General features: G+C 67.7%; 14 protein-coding genes. 7 read left to right on the forward strand and 7 right to left on the reverse strand.

Features of this window, described 5'->3' with window-relative positions; translation table 11 throughout:
• Positions 1–4 precede the first annotated feature (4 nt).
• From ABRP34_RS21275 to ABRP34_RS21285, 3 genes are all read left to right on the forward strand, one after another.
• The gene (locus ABRP34_RS21275) at positions 5–649 is read left to right on the forward strand and encodes a hypothetical protein (protein WP_353711689.1); all 645 of its coding nucleotides are present in this window, start codon (positions 5–7) and stop codon (positions 647–649) included.
• Between the two features lie 116 nt (positions 650–765).
• The gene (ligA, locus tag ABRP34_RS21280; RefSeq protein ID WP_353713436.1) at positions 766–2,991 is read left to right on the forward strand and encodes an NAD-dependent DNA ligase LigA; all 2,226 of its coding nucleotides are present in this window, start codon (positions 766–768) and stop codon (positions 2,989–2,991) included.
• Positions 2,988–3,827 carry an inositol monophosphatase family protein gene (locus tag ABRP34_RS21285; RefSeq protein ID WP_353711690.1) on the forward strand — a complete coding sequence of 280 codons (840 nt, stop codon included), beginning with the start codon at positions 2,988–2,990 and terminating at the stop codon, positions 3,825–3,827. Before ligA ends, ABRP34_RS21285 begins: the two co-directional genes overlap by 4 nt.
• Before the next feature lie 41 nt (positions 3,828–3,868).
• On the opposite strand, the gene ABRP34_RS21290 is transcribed toward ABRP34_RS21285, so the two are convergent.
• From ABRP34_RS21290 to ABRP34_RS21310, 5 genes are all read right to left on the reverse strand, one after another.
• Positions 3,869–4,381, reverse strand: coding sequence for a cupin domain-containing protein (locus ABRP34_RS21290; RefSeq protein WP_353711691.1), 513 nt, complete (start codon positions 4,379–4,381; stop codon positions 3,869–3,871).
• A gap of 116 nt (positions 4,382–4,497) precedes the next feature.
• Positions 4,498–5,856: an LLM class flavin-dependent oxidoreductase gene (locus ABRP34_RS21295; protein WP_353711692.1), complete on the reverse strand. Its 1,359-nt coding sequence runs from the start codon at positions 5,854–5,856 to the stop codon at positions 4,498–4,500.
• Positions 5,857–5,916: 60 nt separating this feature from the next.
• Positions 5,917–6,681: an ABC transporter ATP-binding protein gene (locus ABRP34_RS21300; protein ID WP_353711693.1), complete on the reverse strand. Its 765-nt coding sequence runs from the start codon at positions 6,679–6,681 to the stop codon at positions 5,917–5,919.
• Positions 6,657–7,538, reverse strand: coding sequence for an ABC transporter permease (locus ABRP34_RS21305; protein WP_353711694.1), 882 nt, complete (start codon positions 7,536–7,538; stop codon positions 6,657–6,659). The genes ABRP34_RS21300 and ABRP34_RS21305 overlap by 25 nt, the downstream gene beginning before the upstream one ends.
• Positions 7,535–8,659, reverse strand: coding sequence for an ABC transporter substrate-binding protein (locus tag ABRP34_RS21310; protein WP_353711695.1), 1,125 nt, complete (start codon positions 8,657–8,659; stop codon positions 7,535–7,537). Before ABRP34_RS21310 ends, ABRP34_RS21305 begins: the two co-directional genes overlap by 4 nt.
• A gap of 283 nt (positions 8,660–8,942) precedes the next feature.
• Here ABRP34_RS21310 and ABRP34_RS21315 point away from each other — a divergent pair, with 283 nt between their 5' ends.
• Both ABRP34_RS21315 and ABRP34_RS21320 read left to right on the forward strand, forming a co-directional pair.
• The gene (locus ABRP34_RS21315) at positions 8,943–9,455 is read left to right on the forward strand and encodes a GNAT family N-acetyltransferase (RefSeq protein ID WP_353711696.1); all 513 of its coding nucleotides are present in this window, start codon (positions 8,943–8,945) and stop codon (positions 9,453–9,455) included.
• A gap of 39 nt (positions 9,456–9,494) precedes the next feature.
• On the forward strand, positions 9,495–9,878 hold the full coding sequence (locus tag ABRP34_RS21320) for a RidA family protein (protein ID WP_003802026.1): 384 nt from the start codon (positions 9,495–9,497) through the stop codon (positions 9,876–9,878).
• 6 nt (positions 9,879–9,884) lie between these two features.
• Here the strand turns inward: ABRP34_RS21320 and ABRP34_RS21325 are convergent, their stop codons facing one another.
• Both ABRP34_RS21325 and ABRP34_RS21330 read right to left on the reverse strand, forming a co-directional pair.
• Positions 9,885–10,547, reverse strand: a complete 663-nt coding sequence (locus tag ABRP34_RS21325) for a response regulator (RefSeq protein ID WP_003802029.1) — start codon at positions 10,545–10,547, stop codon at positions 9,885–9,887.
• Between the two features lie 24 nt (positions 10,548–10,571).
• Positions 10,572–12,299 carry an ATP-binding protein gene (locus ABRP34_RS21330; protein WP_353711697.1) on the reverse strand — a complete coding sequence of 576 codons (1,728 nt, stop codon included), beginning with the start codon at positions 12,297–12,299 and terminating at the stop codon, positions 10,572–10,574.
• Between the two features lie 233 nt (positions 12,300–12,532).
• Here ABRP34_RS21330 and ABRP34_RS21335 point away from each other — a divergent pair, with 233 nt between their 5' ends.
• Positions 12,533–14,026, forward strand: a complete 1,494-nt coding sequence (locus ABRP34_RS21335) for an SLC13 family permease (RefSeq protein ID WP_353711698.1) — start codon at positions 12,533–12,535, stop codon at positions 14,024–14,026.
• A gap of 127 nt (positions 14,027–14,153) precedes the next feature.
• Entirely contained in the window at positions 14,154–14,450 is a 297-nt protein-coding gene (gatC, locus tag ABRP34_RS21340; protein ID WP_003802035.1) for an Asp-tRNA(Asn)/Glu-tRNA(Gln) amidotransferase subunit GatC, read from the forward strand.

A 14,450-nucleotide genomic window follows, 5' to 3' on the forward strand; every position in this document is an offset into this window, starting at 1 on the left:
TTCCATGATTCGAATCACTCGTCTGCGCGGCGCGCTGCTGCCCGGAATTACCGCCGCCATGCTGGCATTGACGGTGGTGGCCGGCGCAGCCGGCGCGGCCCGGGCAGCCTGCCTGCCGGAGCAACAGTGCTCTGAATCGCCGGTACCGGTCGCCCCGCCGTCGTCCGGTTCACCGACTCCGACGACGGCGGCTCCCGTCCCGACGCCCGCTCCGGCGCCGCCGCCGGCGCAAAAGGCGCCGGCACCTGCTCCGGCACCTGCACCTGCCCCTGTGCAGCCAAAGGCGCCGGGCGTTGCCCCGGCACCGGCCCGGCCTGCCCCCGCGCCTACCCTCACACCCTTAACCGCCCCAACATTCACTGGCGGAGTGGCGGCCGACCCTGTTCAGGTGGCAACACCCGCGGCCGTTCCGGTCACCTCTGCCTCCTCCAGCCCGGACCCGTCGTCGTCCGCGACCATGACCGAGTCCAGCTGGACCAAACCGATCGCCACACCGGCAGCCAGCCAGGCCGCTGCGGTCGTGTCCGTGGAAAAGAGTTCCGGCATCGGCATCTTTGGCCTGTTCGCCATCATGGGAGGCGTCCTCCTGGTGGGCCTGGGCGGACTGGCCTTCGCCCTGTGGAGCCGGAACCGCCCCGGTCACTGGTAGGCAGCCCGCCGCCTCGGCAAAATGTCCGGGCTGTAAGGCAAGATAGGTCTGTGAGCACATCATCAGGCCCCACAGACACTGCAGCCACCGGAACTGACCAGCTTGAGCCGGAAGCCATTCCCTCCGAGTCAGTACGGGATGAGTACGAGAACCTGGCGGACCTCGTCCGGAAGTACCGCTTCGCGTACTACCAGGAGGACGAGCCGCTCGTCTCCGACGCCGAGTTCGATACTCTCTTTCGCCGGCTGGAAGAACTCGAGGCGCTGCACCCGGAGCTCGTTTCCAATGACTCGCCCACCCAGGAGGTTGGCGGGGAAGTGTCAGCGGCCTTTGCCGCCGTCGAACATCTCCAGCGGATGTACAGCCTGGAGGATGTGTTCTCCATCGGGGAACTCGAGGCGTGGGTTGCGAAGGCCGAGGCCAGCGTGGCCAAGCTCGGCAACGGCAGCGCCGGCCCCACCTGGCTCACCGAACTCAAGATCGACGGCCTGGCGGTCAACCTGCTCTACCGTGACGGCAAACTCGTCCGCGCGGCCACCCGCGGGGACGGCTACACGGGCGAGGACATCACGCACAACGTGCTGACCATCAAGGAAATCCCGCAGCAGCTGAGCGGCGGAGACTTCCCGGCCGAAATGGAGGTCCGCGGCGAAGTCTTCATTCCGTCCCAGGCCTTCGCCGAATTCAACGAGGCACTGATCGAGGCCGGCAAGGCGCCCCTGGCCAACCCGCGCAATGCCGCGGCCGGCTCGCTGCGCCAGAAGGACCCGGCGGAAACCGCCAAGCGCCCGCTGCGCATGTACGTCCACGGCATCGGCGCCCGTGAAGGACTGGCAACGGTGAGCCAGTCGGACACCTACCGCCAGCTTGCCGAGTGGGGCCTGCCCACCAGCCCGTACTTCGAGCTCCTCGGGAGCCTCAAGGAAGTTCTCGACTTCATCAAGCGCTACGGCGACAAGCGGCACAGCCTCACCCACGAAATCGACGGCATCGTGGTCAAGGTGGACGACTTCGCCACCCAGCGGGCCCTCGGGTATACGTCCCGCGTACCGCGCTGGGCTGTGGCCTACAAGTATCCGCCGGAGGAAGTCCACACCAAGCTGCTGGACATCGCCGTGAACGTGGGCCGCACCGGCAGGGTCACCCCCTTCGGCATCATGGAGCCCGTCAAGGTGGCCGGTTCCACCGTGGGAATGGCCACGCTGCACAACCAGGATGTGGTCAAGGCCAAGGGCGTGAAAATCGGCGACATCGTGGTGCTGCGCAAGGCCGGGGACGTCATCCCGGAGATTGTGGGGCCGGTCCTTGCCCTCCGCGACCAGCAGGATCCGCCGGTCCGGGACTTCGTCATGCCCACAGAATGCCCTTCCTGCGGCACGCCGCTGGCCCCCGGGAAGGAGGGGGACGTGGATATCCGCTGCCCCAACTCGCGTTCCTGCCCGGCACAGCTGCGAGAACGTGTGTTCCATGTGGCCAGCCGTGGTGCCTTCGACATTGAGGCGCTTGGCTGGGAAGCTGCCATCGCCCTGACCCAGCCGGCCGAGCCGGAAAGCCCACCGCTGACCAGCGAGGCCACCCTGTTCCGGCTGACGCGCGAGGACCTCGCCGGGGTCCGCATCCGGCGCGAGAAGCGGTCCAAGGGCGTGGGCACGGGTGAGTTCGAACTGGTCCCGTACTTCTTCAGCAAGGGCACGGCCAAGTCGCCGTCGAAGCCGACCGCCACCACCGAAAAGCTCTTCGCCGAACTGGAGAAAGCCAAAACCCAGCCGCTGTGGCGTGTGCTGGTTGCGCTGTCCATCCGGCACGTCGGGCCTCGGGCATCGAGGGCGCTCGCCACGGCGTTCGGCTCGATGGATGCCATCCGGCAGGCCTCGGAAGAGGACCTGGCCCACGTCGACGGCGTGGGCCCGGTCATCGCCGCGGCGCTGAAGGAATGGTTCGCCGAGGACTGGCACCGCGAAATCGTTGACACCTGGGCGGCCGACGGCGTGCGGATGGAGGACGAGCAGGACGAATCCGTTCCCCGGACCCTGGAAGGGCTGACCATCGTGGTCACCGGAAGCCTCGAAGGCTTCAGCCGCGACGAAGCCAAGGAGGCCATTCTCATCCGGGGCGGCAAGGCAGCAGGTTCCGTCTCAAAGAACACCAGCTACGTCGTGGCGGGGGAGAACGCCGGAACCAAGCTGGACAAGGCCGAGCAGCTCGGCCTGCCGGTGCTGGACGAGGACGGGTTCCGGGAATTGCTGGCCAACGGGCCGGCGCCTGCCGGGGAAAATAGTGAGACGGAGGCGGACGACCCCGAGGCAACCGCCAATCCGCGCGACCAGGAGGATTCCGAATGACGCAAGACCTGACCGGCTCCCAGGACCTGAACGGGCTGCTCGCAGTAGCCAAGGCGGCTGCGGCCGCCGGTGCCGGTGTTCTCGCCGAACGCAGCCACGGAGCCCTGGACTCGGAGACGGTGACCAACAAGGGCGAAGCCGGCGACTGGGTCACCGCCTTCGACGTGGCCGCGGAGGAAGCCGTCCGCACGGCCATTCGCAGCGCGCGTCCCGGCGATGCGATCACCGGCGAGGAACACGGGACAACCCGTCCGGAGGAACCGACCGGGCTTCGGTGGTCCATTGACCCGCTCGACGGCACCACCAACTTCATCCGCAATATCGTCTACTACGCCACCTCGGTGGCCGTTGCCGATTCCGACGGCGTGTGGCTGGCCGGCGTCGTCCACGCCCCCGCGCTGGGGCGCGTGTACTACGCCTCAAGGGGACAGGGCGCGTGGCTGGAGCAGGACGGGAAGCGGGTCCAGCTCACCGGTCCCGTTCCCGGCCGCACCGGCCAGATCCTGTCTACCGGCTTCAGCTATGACCCTGAGGTGCGCGCGGAGCAGTTTGCGGCGCTGGGGAGCTTCGTGGACGGCTTTGCGGACGTACGGCGGCTCGGCTCGGCGGCCCTGGATCTCTGCATGGTCGCCGACGGCACTGTCGATGCCTTCGGCGAGCGGGGACTGAATGAGCATGACTTCGCCGCCGGCGCGCTTGTGGCCGAGGAAGCCGGATGCTGGGTCCGGCGTCCCCGGCTCGCCAGCCCGCTCGACGGCGGACCCTCCGCCGAGGAACGTCTGTCCGCGTGGACCTGCGCGGGCACACTTGAGATGTCCGGCAAGTTCCCGCTGTAGCCGGGTGGTCCGAGCCCTGGCCGCTTACGGCCACGGCCTGGTCACATGCGCGGCGGAGTCAGGTTGTAGTGCGCAATGATGTCCGGCAGCCACGGCGCCTCGGCGAAGCGCAGGCCGAAGTGGGCCGCGAGTTTCTCGATCGTCTCGGGGTCCGGAAGCCCGGCTTCGATGTGGTTGGCAAGCCCCCAGAAGAAGTGCTCAAATCCGGCCGGGCTGATCACCTCAATCATCCGGGCAGGCACCTTGCCCGCGTTCCACATGGTGTGAAGTTCATTCCGTGGCTTCGTGATGTACCCGCCAGCACCCAGGACCGCCTCGCGGTCACCGGACCGGAATCCTATCTCGCCCTCGATGACGATCGAGTATTCGTCTTCGCGGGTGTGGATGTGCGGAGGCACCAGTGCGCCGACCGGGAACGGGTGCTCCACGATCGAGAGCTTTTGGTCTGTGTGCTCTCCGAAGAGCTTGAACACGACCCCGATGCCGCCAAGCGATGCCTCGCGTCCCTCACCGGGCTGCACGACGGTAAGTCGCGGAGCCCCTTCCTCGTTCATGGCTCTTCCCTTCAATCGGTGAACTCTGCGGTGCACGCATTATCGTCCCGCCAACCCCGCCGGTCCATACCGAAAACACGGCAGGGATCAACCGGCCGCATCAGTGGACGGGACGGTTATGCGCCTGACGCTCCCGCTGCGGCGAGTGCGCCGGAGTAACGGTTCAGCGGCCGGGCCAGTCCGTAGTGCTCGCGCAGCGTGTTCCCCGTGTATTCGTTGCGGAAGAGGCCCCTGGCCCGGAGTACCGGGACCACGTGGTCCACGAACGCCTCAAGCCCTGACGGAAGCACTGCGGGCATGATGTTGAAGCCGTCCGCAGCGCCGTTACGGAACCACAGCTCAATGGCATCTGCCACCTGATCCGGCGTCCCTGTGAAGGTCCGGTGCCCCCGTCCGCCGCCAAGCCGGGCGATGAGCTGCCTGACGGTGAGGTTCTCCCGGCGGGCCAGCTGGACGATCAGCGTGTACCGGCTCTTCGCACCCTCGATCTCGTCCTCGTTGGGGAGATCCGCCGGGAGTTGGCGGTCCAGGGCAAGGTCGGCGGGATCCACCCGCAGCGTCTTGGCCAGCTGGGCCCTTGCAAACTCCGGCTTGATGAGGTCCTCGAGTTGCTGGTCCAGCTTCCGGGCCTCGCTTTCGGTGGACCCGATCACCGGCACGATGCCCGGGAGAATCTTGATCCCCTCGGGATCCCGCCCCGCGGCGGCAGCCCGGCCTTTCAGGTCCGAGTAGAAGGCCTGCGCGTCCCCGAGGGTCTGCTGGGCGGTGAACACCGCCTCGGCGTACCTGGCCGCCAGGTCCTTGCCATCGTCGGACGAGCCCGCCTGAACCAGCAGCGGATAGCCCTGCGGGGAGCGCGGAACGTTCAGCGGCCCCTGCACGCTGAAGTGCTTGCCGGCATGGTTGATGGGCCTGACACGGTGGGGATCGGCCCAGACCCCGGACTCCTTGTCCGCGATCACGGCGTCGTCGTCCCAGCTGTCCCACAGCTTGCCGGCAACATCGAGGAACTCCGCCGCCCGCTCGTATCGCGCTGCGTGGGACGGCTGGTCATCGATGCCGAAGTTGCGGGCAGCATCAGGGCCCGCCGTCGTCACCACATTCCAGCCGGCCCGGCCGCCGCTGACCACGTCGACGGAGGCGAAACGCCGAGCCAGGTTGTAGGGATCGTTGTACGTTGTGGAGGCCGTGGCGATCAGGCCGATCTTCTCGGTCACGGCAGCCAGGGCGGTCAGGAGCACTGTGGGCTCCAGCCGTCCGGCGGGCCGCCGGCCTACATCCCCGAAGATCACGGGGGAGTCCGCGAAGAACACGGAATCAAATTTTCCGAGTTCGGCAATCGTGGCGAGGTTCTGGAAGTGGCGGACATCGGTTCCTGCCACAGGATCACTTTCCGGCAGCCGCCAGGATGCCTCATGGTGTCCGGTGCTCATGAGGAAGGCGTTCAGGTGGAGCGTGCGTCCGGGGGTGCTCATGGTTCTGTCCTTTTCGAAGGTGTCTGGGCGTGGGCTTCGGGGGCGGCCTTTAGGCGGCTTTCATGCAGTGGCGAGGGCCCGGTGGCGGTCCACGCCCAGGGCTCCCAGCAGGCTTGCGTGCAGGCTGGCGAACCCGGTGTCGTCCGGGGCACGGTTGGTCCCGGAGCTGGCCTCCCGTTCCAGCGCCACCTTGCCGTGGTCCAGCACAACGATGCGGTCCGCCAGCGCAATGGCCTCATCCACGTCGTGGGTGACCAGCAGCACCGCAGGCTGGTGGGCGGCCACAAGGTCGGCGAGCAGGCTGTGCATCCTGAGTCGGGTCAGGGCATCCAGCGCCCCGAAAGGTTCGTCCGCCAGCAGCAGTTCGGGATCGCGGACCAGGGACCTGGCCAGCGCAACACGCTGCTGCTCACCGCCGGAAAGCTGATGCGGCCAGGCTCGTTCGCGTCCGGCGAGTCCCACTTCGGCGAGCGCACGGCGGCCGCGTTCCTCGGCGTCGTGATCCTGCAGGCCCAGCGTGACGTTCCCGAGCACGGAGTCCCAGGGGAGCAGCCTGGAGTCCTGGAAGACGACGGAGACTTTGGCGGGAACGGTGACTGTTCCGCTTCCGCTGACCTCGTGGTCCAGCCCTGCCAGTGCGCGGAGCAGGGTGCTTTTGCCGCAGCCGCTCGGACCCAGCAGCGCCACAAACTCACCGGGGGCGATGTCGAGGTCCACGCCGTTCAGGACGCCCTTGGGTCCGTAGCCGCGGATCAGGCCGCGCACGCTGACCGTCGTGGTGGGGGCCTTGGCGGTCGGGGTCAGCCGGCCATCGTTCGTTGCCATGACAGTGCCTTTCGTTGCAGGAGTTGGACGGCGCTGTCGGAGAGGAGTCCGAGGATCCCATAGACGGCCAGGCCGAGGACGATGATGTTGGTTTGGCCGTAGGTGCGGGCGAGCTCCATCATGTAGCCAATGCCGCTGGTTGAGTTGATCTGTTCGACGACGACGAGGGAGACCCAGGCGCCGGTGACCGCGAACCGGAGACCGAGGAAGAATCCAGGAAGGGCACCCGGCAGCACCACCTTTTTGATGAACGCCAGGCGGCTCAGGCGCACTGTCTGTGCCAGCTCCACATACTTGGTTTCGATGCTGCGGAGTCCGGCATGGGTCTGCAGGTAGATGGGAACGAATACGCCGAGCGTGATGGTGAGGACCTTCATCGTCTCGTCGATCCCGAACCACAGGACAAGCAGGGGCAGGAGCGCCAGGGACGGAATGGCCCTCTTGATCTGTACCGGCCCGTCCACCAGGGCCTCGCCGATTCTGCTCAGCCCGGCAGCCAGGGCAAGGACGACGCCGAGGACAATGCCGAAGAACAGCCCCAGGGCCGCACGATGGGCAGAGATTCCCAGGTGCTCCTGCAGTTTTCCGGAGGCCAGCTGCTCACTGGCGGTGGCGACGACGGTCCAGGGCTCGGAGAGGATGCGCGGGTCAAGCAGGCCCGTGCCGGAGGCGAGGCACCAGGCGGCCAGAAGCAGCGCGGGGCCCGCGAGGGCGGTGAACCGGCGCCGGGGTCCCGGGCCCAGCCGCCTGGTCAGCGGGCGCCGGTCGGCTGTCCCGGGAGGCGTGCCTCCGGTGCCCCGTTGGCTGTTGCCGGGTTCGCCGTACGCCAGTTTCCGCACCAGCACCGCGGCGGTCATGGCCGGGCTCCGGTGGCCGGGGCGGATGGTGCGGGGGAGGTGGCCGCACCTGCGAAGGAGGTGCCGCCGATCGATTCAAACCTCGTGTCGTACAGGCTGTGGGCGTCAAACTGCGGCTTTTGCTGTTCCCGTGCCAGCAGATCGATGGTCTGCTGGTGACGCGCGATGGCGTCTGTCCACGAGGTGGGGATGTCTTTCCGTCCGGCGGCCTTGATGAGGTAGTCGCCGTCCTCCGTGCTCAGGTTCTGGTTGCGGACGTAGTACCCGTCGCGCCATTCCTTCGGATGGTCCTGGATCCAGCGCTGTGCGGCGCCCCAGCGCTGTACGTATTCACGAAGGGCGGCGGCCTTGGCCGGGTCCTGCAGTACCTGTACCGGCGCGTACAGATGTCCGGGATCGTCCCGGAGCCCGTGCCTGATGGTGCTGGCACCTTCACCGCCGTACTTGGCCAGGTAGCGCTTGATGTTGACCCCGCCCAGAGGTGCGGCGTCCACCTGCTTTGCCGCCAGCGCGGTGGGATAGACGTCCCCGGTGCTGGGCAGCTCCACGAGCTTGACGTCGCTCTGCTTGAGCCCCGCCTTTTCCAGGATCCGCAGGACCAGCGCGCCCTGCGCCTGGCCCGGGCTGTAGGCGATCTTCTTTCCCCGGAGGTCGGCCAGGCTGCTGATGCCCGCCTGCGGGGCTATGCCGAGTTCGTAGACGGGGAAGCGGACCGCATCCGCCCGGTACTGGCTGGCGACGATCTTCACCTCCAGGCCCGTCCATGTGGCGTGGATCGGCGGGATGTCCGCAACCGAGCCGACGTCGAGCGCCTTGGCGCGGAACGCCTCGGTGGTCTGCGGGCCGCCAGACAGATTGGCGAACTTGACGGGGAACGTGAAGTTATCGATCTCGCCGGACAACTCCAGCGCAACCTGCGTGGTCGGATCACCCACGACCAGTTCGGTGCCGGCCGGGACCTCGGACGCCAGCGGGGCCTTCAGCGCGCCAGGGTCTGCCTCCCCGGCTGCAGTGGCCTGGACGCTGCACGCGGTGAGCGCGGCAATGGCGGGAAGGGCAACCGACCAGGCCAGCAGCTGGCGGCGGGTGTGACGCTTCGTTCGGTCCGGGTGCGGCGGCATGGGGGATCCTCCTTGGTTGGCGGTGCGGGTGGACACCACTAAACACGCCCCTGATGGGTGCCGCCACCGCGCGGGTCGTACGCCGAAACCCCCGGAAATGCGCCGGAAATCCGGCGCAAAGAAGCCGCAACGTCGGGTTATCCGGAGCCTTCCGGAGCCCCGCTGCGTAACACCGGGTGGCCGCTCCGGCAGCGGTTCCGGACCGTCGCCGGACCGTGATAGTTCAGTCACGGAAACAGCTGTTTCGCACCGCGCATCAGTCCCTCGGCACTACCATTGACGGGTGCAGCCGCAGATCACCGTCCGTCCCGCCGTCCCCGCCGACTTTGCGGCCATCGCCCGCATCACCCGGGACGCCTACCTGGCGGCCGGCTACTTCGAGACCGCGGACCATCCGTACATGAAGCAGATCCAGGACGTGGCCACCCGCGCGGAGCGGGCCACCATCTGGGTGGCAGAGCGGGCCGGCACCATCGTCGGCTCGGTGACGCTGGCGCTGGCCGGTGAGAAGTATGCCGACATCGCGCTGAACGACGAGCTTGAGTTCCGCATGCTGGTGGTGGATCCGGCCGTACAGCGCAGTGGCGCCGGCTTGGCCATGGTCGAAGCGATCATTGCGCACGCCAGATCGCTGGACGGGATCCGTGCCGTAGCCCTGACCACCGGCGGGACCTGGGAGAGCGCCCACGGTCTGTACCGGAAAACAGGCTTCCGGCGGGTGCCCGAGCGCGACTGGTATGTGCCCGGCACCGACATAAAGCTGCTGGTTTTCAGGCTCGACGTCCAGCCCGCCTAGAGTGGAGCCGACTTAGAACTCCCTAGTGAAAGGCGCAGCATGCGCAAGACGTTTGGCACCGGCTCGGTCTGGGAACAGAAGCTCGGCTACTCCCGCGCGGTCCAGGTGGACAACACGCTGTACATCTCGGCCACCTCGGCCAGCGGCGAGAACGGCATCGTCGGCAGCGACTTCTACGAGCAGACCCGGTTCATCCTGCAGAAGCTGGAGACCGTCCTGGCCGACGCCGGATTCGCGCTCGCCGACGTCGTGCAGTCCAAGCTGTACCTGACGGACATCAGCAAGTGGGAGGACGCAGGCCGTGCGCACGGCGAGGTCTTCGGCGAGATCCGCCCCACGCTGTCACTGGTCCACGTGCTGCCGTTCCTGGACCCGGAGATGCTCGTCGAGATCGAGCTCGTCGCGCAGAAAAGCGCCAGCTAACCCGGGCTAAGAGGCCGGGAGGCCGTAGCGGTGTTCGGGCCGCCCGGTGGTGCCGTAGCGGAGCTGGATCTCGACGGCGCCGTCGTCCGCCAGTGAGGAGAGGTACCGCTGGGCGGTGGCACGGGACACGCCTACCCTCCGCGCGACGTCGGCCGCCGAGTACTGCTCGCCGGGAATCAGAGACTCCAGCACCGCCGCCTCCGTCGCCGACCGCGGCTTGGCCGACGGCGAGACGTCACCCGGAATGAGCGCCCGCTTGGCCCGCTCCACCGTGTCCTGGTCCAGGGCACCCGGTTGGCCAAGGATCCGCCGGTACCGGGCGTAGGACCGCAGCTGCTGGGACAGGGACTCGGCCGTGAACGGCTTGAGCAGGTACCCGAGGGCGCCCCGCCGGAAGGCCGTCCGCAGCGACGCGGCGTCCGATGCCGCACTGAGAATCATCGTGTCCACGTCCAGCTGATGCAGGAGATCCAGGCCCGAGGCATCCGGCAGGTACACGTCCAGCAGCACCAGGTCCGGACGCAGGCTGTGGATGGACTGCAGTGCCAGCGACGCCGAACCCGCCGGCGGCAGCGCCAGGAACCCGGCCACGGAATCCACATAGGCGGCGTGGAGCTTGGCGACGTGGAAGTCGTCGTCCACGATCAGCACCCTGAAATCCTCAGACATCCTCGTCCTTCCGTCCGCTATCCATCAGTCTTTGCGTGCCGTGGTGGTTCCGGGCAGCGTGGCCATGAAGACGGCGCCGGGTCCACCAACGTTCCCCGGTTCCAGCACGGTAACGTCGCCGCCGCGCCGCCGCGCCAGTTGCCGTGCGAGAGCCAGGCCCAGGCCCTGGCCGCCCGCGGGCCGGACCTGCCCCTGGAGAACCCCGCCGGCCGCCGTCGTAAACCCTTCAGCGAAAACCGCTTCCGGATCGCCGCCGTCCGGCAGCCCGTCGCCGGAGTCGGCGACGACGACGTGCAGCGTCCCGCCGTCGGCTCCCGGTTCGTCCAGCAGCTCAAGCTCCACCCAGCGCTCGGCAGCCGTGCCGGCCACCGCGGCGTTGACCGCGTTGTCGATCAGGTTTCCGAGCACCGTGGTGACATCCTGCGGCTCCGACACCTGGCCCCGCACCAACGTTTCCGGCCCGATCCGCAACGATACCCCCCGCTCGTCGGCCTCGACGCCCTTGGCGCCGATGAATGCCTGCAGGTACGGGTCCTGCAACAGTTCGGCCTGGTCCACGGGGAACTTCAGCGGGCCCGTGGCGGCGAGCCGCTCAAGGTAATCCCGCGCCTGCTGGTGCTGGCCGATACTCATGAAACCGGCGATCGTGTGCAGCTGGTTGGCGAACTCATGCCGCTGGGCGCGCAGGGCCGTGGACATGGTTCCCACCGCGTCGAGCTGCCGGGTCAGGTGCTGGAGTTCGGTGCGGTCACGGAGCATGACCACCCAGCCCAGGTCCTCGCGGCGGTGCAGCGCCTTCCGGGCGCTGGCCACCAGGACCTGTTCGCCCGCTACCAGCTCCGCTGCCTCGCCCTCCCGGGCATCGGGCAGGGTCAGGGCTTTGAGCCGGGCTGGCACCGGGGCCTCCTGCCAGACCTGGCCGGCGAGGTCGGGCTGGCCGAGGAGGCGCTGGGCGGCGGCGTTGAACACACTGATCCGGCCGTCGGCGGAGATGCCCACGACACCTTCATCCACACCCTCCAGGACCGCCACCTGGTCATGCACCAGGGCGCCGATTTCCTCCGGTTCCAGGCCGAGCGTGAGCCGCTGCAGCCGGCGCCGGAGCAGGAATGAGGCCAGGATCCCCGCCACCAGCGAGCCGGCCGCGGTCAGCACGATCGGCACGATGTCCCGGGCCAGGCTCTGCCCGATGGACTCGGTGGAATAGCCGACGCTGACCTCGCCCACCACGGTCCGGGAACCCAAACCGGAATCGGAACCCGAACCCGTGCCGGGGGCAAAGACGGGGACCTTCGCCCCGGCCGACGGACCCAGCGTGCCGGAGTTGCGGGTGGTCACCTCGCGGCCGGCGAGCGCCTCGGACGGGTCCGTGCTTACCCGCTCACCCAGCCGGTCGGCGTCGGGATGGGCCAGCCGGAGGCCAGTTTCGTCGGTAATCACCACGAACAAGGCACCGGTGCGGGTCCGGGCGCCCTCAGCCACTGCCATGAGTGGCCCGGTCTTCAGCTCTGCGGGCGGGGGAGTACCGGCCTGCCGGCTGATGGCCTGCACGTTGGCACGGACCGAAGGGTCCGAGGCCACAGTCCGGGCCAGCGTCAGTGCCTGGTTTTCCGCCTCACGGCCCAGCCGTTCAAATGTGAGCCACGCATGCACCGCGCCGCTGAGCAGCACAACGAGGAGAACCACGCCCAGCTGCAGCAGCAGGGTCTGGGTGGAGAACCTGAGCGGAAGCCTGCCGGCGGGGCTCATCATGGCACTCCTTCGTGGGTCGAGCGGGTTCGTGGGTCAAGCGGGCTGCCGGGTGTTTGGGGCTGGCAGCTGTGTTTGTCGCGGCGCGGAGGGCGTTTGAGCAAAATGCGCAAAATGCTCCCAATAAGCAGTATGCCAATCAATGGAGCCAAAGGCACTGCCGTGACCGGGGCCACTCTAACGTCTGTAGTACGCATCACACCGGGGTGGTGCCGTTCACGTAGAAGGAGCCGGCTGTGCTGGTATTACTTGGATTCGCCATGATCGCGGTTTTCATGGTGCTGATCATGACGAAGAAGTTGACGCCAGTGCTGGCGCTGATCATCGTCCCCACCGTTTTCGGTCTTTTCGCGGGTGCCGGCCTCGGCATCGGCGACATGGTCATGGACTCGATGAAGTCCATGACCTCCACTGCGGCGCTGCTGATGTTCGCCATCATCTACTTCGGCCTGATGATCGACGTCGGGCTGTTCGATCCGCTGGTCCGGTTCATTCTGCGCAAGCTCGGCAATGACCCCGCCAAGGTGGTCCTGGGTACCGCGCTGCTGGCCGCTGCCGTGTCCCTCGACGGCGACGGCTCCACCACCTTCATCCTCACCACCGCCGCCATGTTGCCGATCTACCTCCGGCTGAAGATGAGCCCCGTGGTCCTCACCTGCGTGGCCGGCCTGGCCAACGGCACCATGAACATCGTTCCCTGGGGCGGCCCCACGGCCCGCGCCGCCAGCGCCCTGAAGATCGATGTCAACGAAGTCTTTGTTCCGATGATCCCGTCGCTGATCGCCGGCCTCGCCGTCGTCCTGGTCTTCGCCTGGGTCCTCGGCCTGCAGGAACGCAACCGCCTCCGCGCCACGCAGCCGGAGATGTGGGGAACGCCGGAGACGGCTGAAGCGTTCGACGGCGGTGCCCCCGCCGGCGGCGGCCGCACCGGCCGCGGTGGTTCGGGCGGTTCCGGTCGCGGGTCTGCACCTGTTCCCGCAACGGGAGGCTCCGCCGTCGGCGGTTCCCCTGCAGGCTCTTCGGTCGCCGTCCTGGAACGGACTGAGATCCTGGTCGATGACAGCGACACCGCCATGGCGGACACCGCGCTGGACCCCAACCGCAAGACCCTGCGCACCAGGCTGCAGTGGTTCAACCTGGCCCTCACCGTCGCCGTCATGGGCATGCTCATCGCCGACCTCGTGCCCCTGCCGTACGTCTTCATGGTGGGCTCGGCCATCGCCCTGCTGGTGAACTTCCCGCACGTCAAGGACCAGGGCGCGCAGCTCGTGGCCCACGCACCGTCGATCGTCGCCGTCGTCAGCATGGTCATGGCAGCTGCAGTCCTCACCGGTGTCCTGACCGGCACCGGCATGGTTGAGGCGATGTCCGCCTGGCTGGTCCAGATCATCCCGTCCAGCATGGGCCCGCTCATGGCAGTCATCACCGGCGTCCTCAGCATCCCCATGACGTTCTTCATGAGCAACGACGCCTTCTACTTCGGCGTGCTGCCGGTCCTGAGCGAGACCGCCGCCCACTACGGCATCAGCGCAGCCGAGATGGCCCGTGCCTCCATCACCGGCCAGCCGTTCCACATGCAGAGCCCGCTGGTTCCCGCCATCCTGCTCCTGGTCTCGCTGGCCAAGGTAGACCTGGGCGACCACCACAAGAAGGTCCTCTGGAGGAGCGCAGTCGTCGCCCTCGTCATGCTCGGAGTAGGGATCCTGACCGGAGCAATCGGCATCCACTGATCCGTCACTTGCCGCGGCCCTGCCGCGGCCGACAGTGCCCGTCCGGCACCCGCTGCAGGGTGCCAGGCGGGCACTGTCGTTTGCCACGTAGACTAAGGGGAAACCAACTACATTGCAGGGGAGATCCATGGCTGCGATCAACCGTGACGACGTCGCGCACCTAGCGCGGCTCGCGCACATTGAGATGAGTGCTGAAGAGCTGGACAGGATGGCCGGCGAACTTGCCGTCATCGTAGACGCGGTGAAGTCCGTGAGCGAGGCCGCAGGTGATGGCGTTCCGGCCACTTCGCACCCGATTCCGCTGAGCAACGTGTTCCGCGAGGACGAGGTGGGCCACACCTTCACCGCCGAGCAGGCACTCTCCGGCGCTCCGGACTCGGACGCAGACCGCTTCAAGGTCCCGGCAATCCTGGATGAGGACTAG

Source organism: Arthrobacter sp. K5, assembly GCF_040448525.1.
Taxonomy (GTDB): Bacteria; Actinomycetota; Actinomycetes; order Actinomycetales; family Micrococcaceae; genus Arthrobacter; species Arthrobacter globiformis.